Consider the following 6,022-nt stretch of genomic DNA (forward strand, 5'->3'; position numbering starts at 1 on the left):
CATGATGTCGAGGTAACGGTCGCAAAGCGACGCCGGGAGAAGGGCCGGAAGGATCGACCTGTCGACCCCGCAACGTCGCGCCTCGACCAGAAGCGCCCTCGCCCGGACCGCGATCTCGGTGATGGCGAAGCGCAGCCCTTCCGATATCTCCCCGGCAAATATCCGATGCGGATCGATGTCGTGCGCACGCAGTAGATCGAGCGGCAGAAAGAGCTTTCCCTGCGACGCATGGAGCGGCAATGCGCGCAAGAGGCCGGTCAGGGCGTAGGCGATACCGGCGGATTTGATTGTCGCCGATGCTTTGTCCACCGCGTCGAGCTGCGGGCTTGCCAGTACCGTCGCGGCGAGCGTCATCAGGCTGGAGGATGTCGCTTCGGCGTAGGCCTCGAGCGCCGCCATATCCTCAAAAGGCGTCTCGTCGAGATCGCGCTCGCGGGCGTCGATCAGCGCCATGAGCCTGCTGGCTGGAAGCGGCGCAATCGTTCTCGTCGCGGACAGGGCAATAGCGATGTCGTGCCCCCTCGCCTCGCCCGCCTCCAATGCCTCGATCGTCTCGCGCCACCATTGCAGCCTGATCTGGCCGAGCATCGGCTCGCTGACGGCTTCGCGGATGCGCGCAATCTCCGCGTTGAAGGCGTAGAGCGCGACGAGCGCGGGGCGCTTGCCCGAAGGCGCAAAAAGCAGCGACAGGAAACGGTCGTGATCGAGGCGCCGCACCTCGTCAAGGCACGCCCTTAGGCTTTCCGCAGATGAAATTCCGTCCATCGCTCAGGTCCAAATGGAAACGGGGCCGTTTGGCAACGGCCCCGCTCCGGTCGATCGCCGATCTTATGCGATCAATAGATATTCTGCGCCGACACCATGGCAAAGAGCATGGGGATCGAAAGCAGCGTGTTGGTGCGCGAGAAGAGCATCGCGGTGCGGGCAGCCTTCGGCTTCGCGTCGGCTGGCGCATCGACGATGCCGAGCGCGATCTTCTGGTTCGGCCAGATCACGAACCAGACGTTGAACCACATGATCGTGCCGAGCCACATGCCGATGCCGATCGCGATGTCCTTGTGGACCTCGAACCCGTTCAGCGCGCCGAGCGTATAGGCGTCGAGCAGATAGCCGTTCATGTGGGCCAGGATGATGCCGAAGACGATGGTCGCCATGGCGCCCCAGCGGAACCAGAAGAGAGCCGCCGGTGCGATGACCTTGCCGATGGCCGGCTTCTGCTCATCGGGAATTTTCGGCATGTTCGGAATCTGGACGAAGTTGAAATACCAGAGCAGGCCGATCCACATGACGCCGCTGCCGACATGCAGCCAGCGGATGAAGAAGGCCCAGAAATTATAGTCGAGCGTGCCGCCCCAGTTGATGAACATGAGCAGCAGGACGAGCGCGAGCACGAAGCCCGCGATCACCGTGTTTCTGAGAGATGTGAGAATGGCAGCCATGAGCGTTTACCCCTGCGTTAGCCGGATGACCGGTCGCGCGACCAGCCCCAGCAAGGTCGCCGCGCGACATTGAGTCGCGATTCCTGCCCGCAAAGCTAGGAGTTTCGGAACCAAATGCCAAGCGTTCCGGTGGGGTCCGATCTCATGAAACGGCGATCAATGCCGCCGCCACGCGGCGGTCTTCGGCGCGCAGCACGTTGTAGGTCCGGCAGGCCGCGCCGGTGCCCATGACATCGGGGACGATGTTCTTTCCCGCCAGAAAGCCCACAATTGTTTTGGGTAGAAGCGAAAATCCCGCGCCGCTGCCGACGAGCAGAAAATCGAACTCGTCCGCGCACTCGACCAGCGGCGCGAGCGAGGCTGCGGTCGCCTCGGCAAGGCCCGCGATCTCCCACGGATAGAGCCCGCGCGGTGTGAGCAGGATCGAGCCGTCGAACATCTGCCCGTTCAGCCGAAAACCGCCATCGCCATAGGAGTCGATGAGCGGCTGCCCGGCGAATCGGGGCTTCATGAGATCAGGCTTTCTTCTCGGCCTTGCCGCGGCCGAGCGAGGTGGTGCCCCATTCCCGCTTGACGCCGATCCAGATCAGCACCGGCGCCGCGACGTAGATCGAGGAATAGGTGCCGATGACGATGCCGAAGATCATCGCGAAGGTGAAACTGCGGATGACCTCGCCGCCGAAGACGAAGAGAGCGATGAGCGCGATCAGCGTCGTGACCGAGGTCATGATGGTGCGCGACAGCGTCTCGTTGATCGAGAGGTCGATCAGCTCCCGCAATTCCATCTTCTTGTACTTGCGCAGGTTCTCGCGCATGCGGTCGAAGACGACGACGGTGTCGTTCATCGAATAGCCGACGATGGTCAGCAGCGCCGCGATCGTCGTCAGATTGAACTCGAGCTGGAAGAGCGAGAAGACGCCGATGGTCGCGAGCACATCGTGAAAGATCGACAGCACGGCGCCGAGCCCGAACTGCCATTCGAAGCGGAACCAAATGTAGACGAACATCAGCGCGACCGCGACCAGAACGGCCATCGTCGCCGAGCGGATGAGCTCTCCCGAAACCTGCGGCCCCACGCTTTCGATGCGGCGATATTCGACCGTCGTGCCGAGGGCGTCCTTCACCTTCTGGACGACGATCTGCCCTTGGTCGTCGGTCGACGAGCCGTCATGCGCGGCGCCGATGCGGATCAGGACGTTGTTGTCGTCGCCGAATTTCTGGAGCTGCACCTCGCCGATGCCGAGGCCGCTGAGGTGCGCGCGCAGACCGGCGATGTCCGCCGGTCCCTTGGTCGCGATTTCGATGACCGTGCCGCCCTCGAAATCGATGCCGAAATTGAGCCCTCGCGTGAAGAGGAGCACGATCGACGCGACCATGACCACGACGGACAAGCCGACGGCAAGTGAGGCGTACCTGGCAAAGGGAAGGTTCGTGTTGTCCGGAACGAGCTTCAGCCGTTTCATTGGTCGCAATCCCCAATCACAGGACGAGCAGCTTGGGACGCCGGCGGCGCACCCAGGTCGCGACGATCAGGCGGTTCACCGTCACCGCCGTGAATACCGAGGTGACGACGCCGATGGCGAGCGTCACGGCGAAACCGCGCACGGGTCCCGAGCCGAGCTCGAAGAGAACGGCGGCCGAGATGAAATGCGTGATGTTGGCGTCGATGATCGGCGCGAGGGCGCGGTTGTAACCGGCTTCGATCGCGGCAATTACCGATTTTCCGGAGCGTATTTCCTCGCGGATGCGCTCGTAGATCAGCACGTTGGCATCGACCGCGGTGCCGATCGTGAGCACGATGCCTGCGATGCCCGGCAAGGTCAGCGTCGCCTGCAGCATCGACAGCACGCCCATGATGAGCACGACGTTGACGAGCAGCGCGAGATTGGCAAAGACGCCGAAGAGACCATAGGCCGCGATCATGAAGATGATGACGGCGACCGAGCCGATGATCGAGGCGATAGTGCCCGCCCGGATTGAGTCGGCGCCGAGGCCTGGACCGACGGTCCGCTCTTCGAGAATATTGAGCGGTGCCGGCAGCGCGCCCGCGCGCAGCAGAATCGCGAGGTCGTTCGCCTGCTGGACGGTGAAGTTGCCGCTGATCTGGCCCGTGCCGCCGAGAATGGGCTCGCGGATCACCGGCGCGCTGATGACCTTGTCGTCGAGCACGATGGCGAAAGGCTTGCCGACATTGTCGCGCGTGACCTCGCCGAAGAGCCGCGCCCCCGTCGAATCGAAGCGGAAGCTGACGATGGGCTCGCCTGAACGCGAGTCGAAACCCGGCTGCGCGTCGACCAGACTGTCGCCGCCGACCATCACGCGGCGCTGCACGAGCAGCGGACGCGTCGGATCTTCGGTCATGTAGAGAACTTCGGAGCCGGCCGGAATGTTGTGCGTGGCCAAAGCCTGCTGCGCCGTGGTCGAGCTGTCGACGAGGCGGAAGTTGAGTTTCGCCGTCTGACCGAGAAGTTTCTTGAGGCGCTGCGGATCGTCGAGGCCGGGCACCTGCACCAGAATGCGGTCGGCGCCCTGCTGCTGAATGACGGGTTCGGTTGTGCCCAACTCGTCGATGCGACGACGGACAATTTCCATCGACTGCTGGATCGCCGACTGCGCACGGGCGATCTTCGCCGTTTCGGTCAGCTTCACGGTGATGAGGCCGCCCGACGTCGCGACGTCGAGGTCGCGGGCGGGAAGACCGCCGCTGAGCAGATTGGCGGTGACCACGCTCGACAGATCGCGGATCGCCTTGGTGGATTTTTCGACATCCTCGGGGTTCGAGATGCGCACCGTGACCGCGTCGCCGTTCACGCCGAGGCCGGTATAGAGGACATTTTCCTTGCGCAGCGTCTTGCGGACGTCGTTGACGAGCTGTTGCAGGCGGTCGCGGCTTACGGAGGCCGTGTCGACCTGCAGCAGCATGTAGGAACCGCCCCTGAGGTCGAGACCGAGGTTGATCTGCTTCTGCGGCAGGAAGGAAAGGCCGCTCAGCGCGCCCTTCGGCAGAAAATTCGGCGCGGTAAAGAAGATGCCGGCAAGCGTGACCAACGCAATCAGCGCGATCTTCCAGCGTTCAAAATGCAGCATGTCGGCTCTCGTCCCCAGCCGCTCCGGCAATGGCGCCGGCAGCGGTCAAACCCGTTTCAGGCCAGTTCAGGAAGGCGTATTGGCGTTCGCCGGCACGGGCTCCGATTTCGAACGGACCTCCGCCAGCGTGCTCTTGACCACGCGAATCTTCACGCCCTCGGCGATTTCGACTTGCACCTCGAGGTCGTCGGTCTTGCTCACCTTGCCGATGATGCCGCCCGAGGTCACGACCGTATCGCCGCGGCGCACATTGGCGACCATGGCCTGATGATCCTTCAGCCGCTTCTGCTGCGGCCGGAGCACGAGGAAATACATGATCGCGAAAAGCGCGATGAAGGGAAACAGCGAGACGATGAAATCCGTGCTGCCTCCGCCGGTCTGGCCAAACATTCAGTATCTCCACTAGAGGCGCCGGAAACCGGGCCTTCGGTATTTCACCTTGCGCCGACCGTATCGGCAGGCACATTTGCGCCGGACTATACCGGCAGGGTGCGTATTTGCAAACCGGTCGGAAAAATCGCCCCGATGCCTTAACCTTTGGCGGCGTCGAGCATTTTCGTAAGCTGAACGGGATGATAGGGTCCGCCCCCCAATCCGCCGGAGACACTTTCATCATGGCCCAGACCGGACCCGATTCAGAGCTGTTGCGCCGCATTGCCGAAGCGCTGGAGAGGCTTGCGCCCGCGCCCGCCCCGGTGGCGGCGCTCGACGCGGCGGACGCCTTCATCTGGAACGCCGAGGGGCCGTCGCTCGAGCCCGTGCCGGAAGTCTCGCGGGTCGATATTTCGCTGCTGCGCGGCGTCGATCGCGTGCGCGACATCCTGATCGACAACACGGCCCGCTTCGCGCGCGGCCTGCCAGCCAACAACGCGCTTCTCTGGGGCGCGCGGGGCATGGGCAAAAGTTCGCTGGTGAAGGCGGCCCATGCGGCGATCAACGCGCCGCTGCCCGCGAAATCCGCCGACCGGCTGATCCTGATCGAAATCCACCGCGAGGATATCGAGAGCCTGCCCCGGCTGATGGGCCTGCTGCGCGCCCAGCCGCGCCGCGCACTCATCTTTTGCGACGACCTCTCCTTCGACCACGACGACGCAAGCTACAAGTCTCTGAAGGCGGTGCTCGAAGGCGGCATCGAGGGGCGGCCGCGCAACGTGCTCTTCTACGCGACCTCCAACCGGCGGCATCTGATGCCGCGCGACATGATGGACAATGAGCGCTCGACGGCGATCAATCCGTCGGAAGCGGTGGAGGAAAAGGTTTCCCTGTCCGACCGCTTCGGCCTCTGGCTCGGCTTCCACAATTGCAGCCAGGCCGACTATCTGGAGATGGTCGAAGGCTATGCCGCGCATTACGGGCTGAAGATCGGCAAGGAAGCGCTGCACGCCGAGGCCATCGAATGGGCGGCGACGCGCGGCAACCGGTCCGGCCGCACCGCCTGGCAGTTCATCCAGGATCTCGCGGGACGTCTCGGCCAGACGCTCGACTGAAACGTCTAG

General features: G+C 63.6%; 7 protein-coding genes. 1 reads left to right on the top strand and 6 read right to left on the bottom strand.

The genetic code is table 11. The features are described from left to right. The 6 genes from VMR03_RS04210 to yajC form a co-directional block, all read right to left on the bottom strand. Positions 1 to 717 (bottom strand): phytoene/squalene synthase family protein (locus tag VMR03_RS04210; RefSeq protein ID WP_325402594.1); only part of this gene is annotated, 717 nt, incomplete at its 3' end. A 119-nt stretch (positions 718 to 836) separates the two neighbouring features. Further along, positions 837 to 1,439, bottom strand: a complete 603-nt coding sequence (locus VMR03_RS04215) for a urate hydroxylase PuuD (RefSeq protein ID WP_325402596.1) — start codon at positions 1,437 to 1,439, stop codon at positions 837 to 839. Positions 1,440 to 1,581: 142 nt separating this feature from the next. Further along, a complete protein-coding gene (locus VMR03_RS04220) occupies positions 1,582 to 1,950 on the bottom strand; it encodes an Mth938-like domain-containing protein (RefSeq protein ID WP_325402598.1) in 369 nt (122 codons plus the stop codon). A gap of 4 nt (positions 1,951 to 1,954) precedes the next feature. After that, positions 1,955 to 2,902 (bottom strand): protein translocase subunit SecF, encoded by a 948-nt coding sequence (gene secF, locus VMR03_RS04225; RefSeq protein ID WP_325402599.1) that lies wholly within the window; start codon positions 2,900 to 2,902, stop codon positions 1,955 to 1,957. A 16-nt stretch (positions 2,903 to 2,918) separates the two neighbouring features. Further along, on the bottom strand, positions 2,919 to 4,526 hold the full coding sequence (secD, locus tag VMR03_RS04230; protein WP_325402600.1) for a protein translocase subunit SecD: 1,608 nt from the start codon (positions 4,524 to 4,526) through the stop codon (positions 2,919 to 2,921). A 66-nt stretch (positions 4,527 to 4,592) separates the two neighbouring features. Continuing rightward, the gene (gene yajC / locus VMR03_RS04235; protein ID WP_325402601.1) at positions 4,593 to 4,916 is read right to left on the bottom strand and encodes a preprotein translocase subunit YajC; all 324 of its coding nucleotides are present in this window, start codon (positions 4,914 to 4,916) and stop codon (positions 4,593 to 4,595) included. Positions 4,917 to 5,140: 224 nt separating this feature from the next. Here yajC and VMR03_RS04240 point away from each other — a divergent pair, with 224 nt between their 5' ends. Continuing rightward, the gene (locus VMR03_RS04240; RefSeq protein WP_325402603.1) at positions 5,141 to 6,013 is read left to right on the top strand and encodes an ATP-binding protein; all 873 of its coding nucleotides are present in this window, start codon (positions 5,141 to 5,143) and stop codon (positions 6,011 to 6,013) included. The last annotated feature ends 9 nt before the right edge of the window (positions 6,014 to 6,022 follow it).

Origin of the sequence: Parvibaculum sp. (genome assembly GCF_035511255.1) — a bacterium.
Lineage (GTDB): Bacteria > Pseudomonadota > Alphaproteobacteria > Parvibaculales > Parvibaculaceae > Parvibaculum.

Coding starts and splice junctions, on each gene's coding strand:
- VMR03_RS04220 (WP_325402598.1), bottom strand. CDS start 1,950: ATGAAGCCCCGATTCGCCGGGCAGCCGCTCATCGACTCCTATGGCGAT.
- VMR03_RS04240 (WP_325402603.1), top strand. CDS start 5,141: ATGGCCCAGACCGGACCCGATTCAGAGCTGTTGCGCCGCATTGCCGAA.
- secD (WP_325402600.1), bottom strand. CDS start 4,526: ATGCTGCATTTTGAACGCTGGAAGATCGCGCTGATTGCGTTGGTCACG.
- yajC (WP_325402601.1), bottom strand. CDS start 4,916: ATGTTTGGCCAGACCGGCGGAGGCAGCACGGATTTCATCGTCTCGCTG.
- VMR03_RS04215 (WP_325402596.1), bottom strand. CDS start 1,439: ATGGCTGCCATTCTCACATCTCTCAGAAACACGGTGATCGCGGGCTTC.
- secF (WP_325402599.1), bottom strand. CDS start 2,902: ATGAAACGGCTGAAGCTCGTTCCGGACAACACGAACCTTCCCTTTGCC.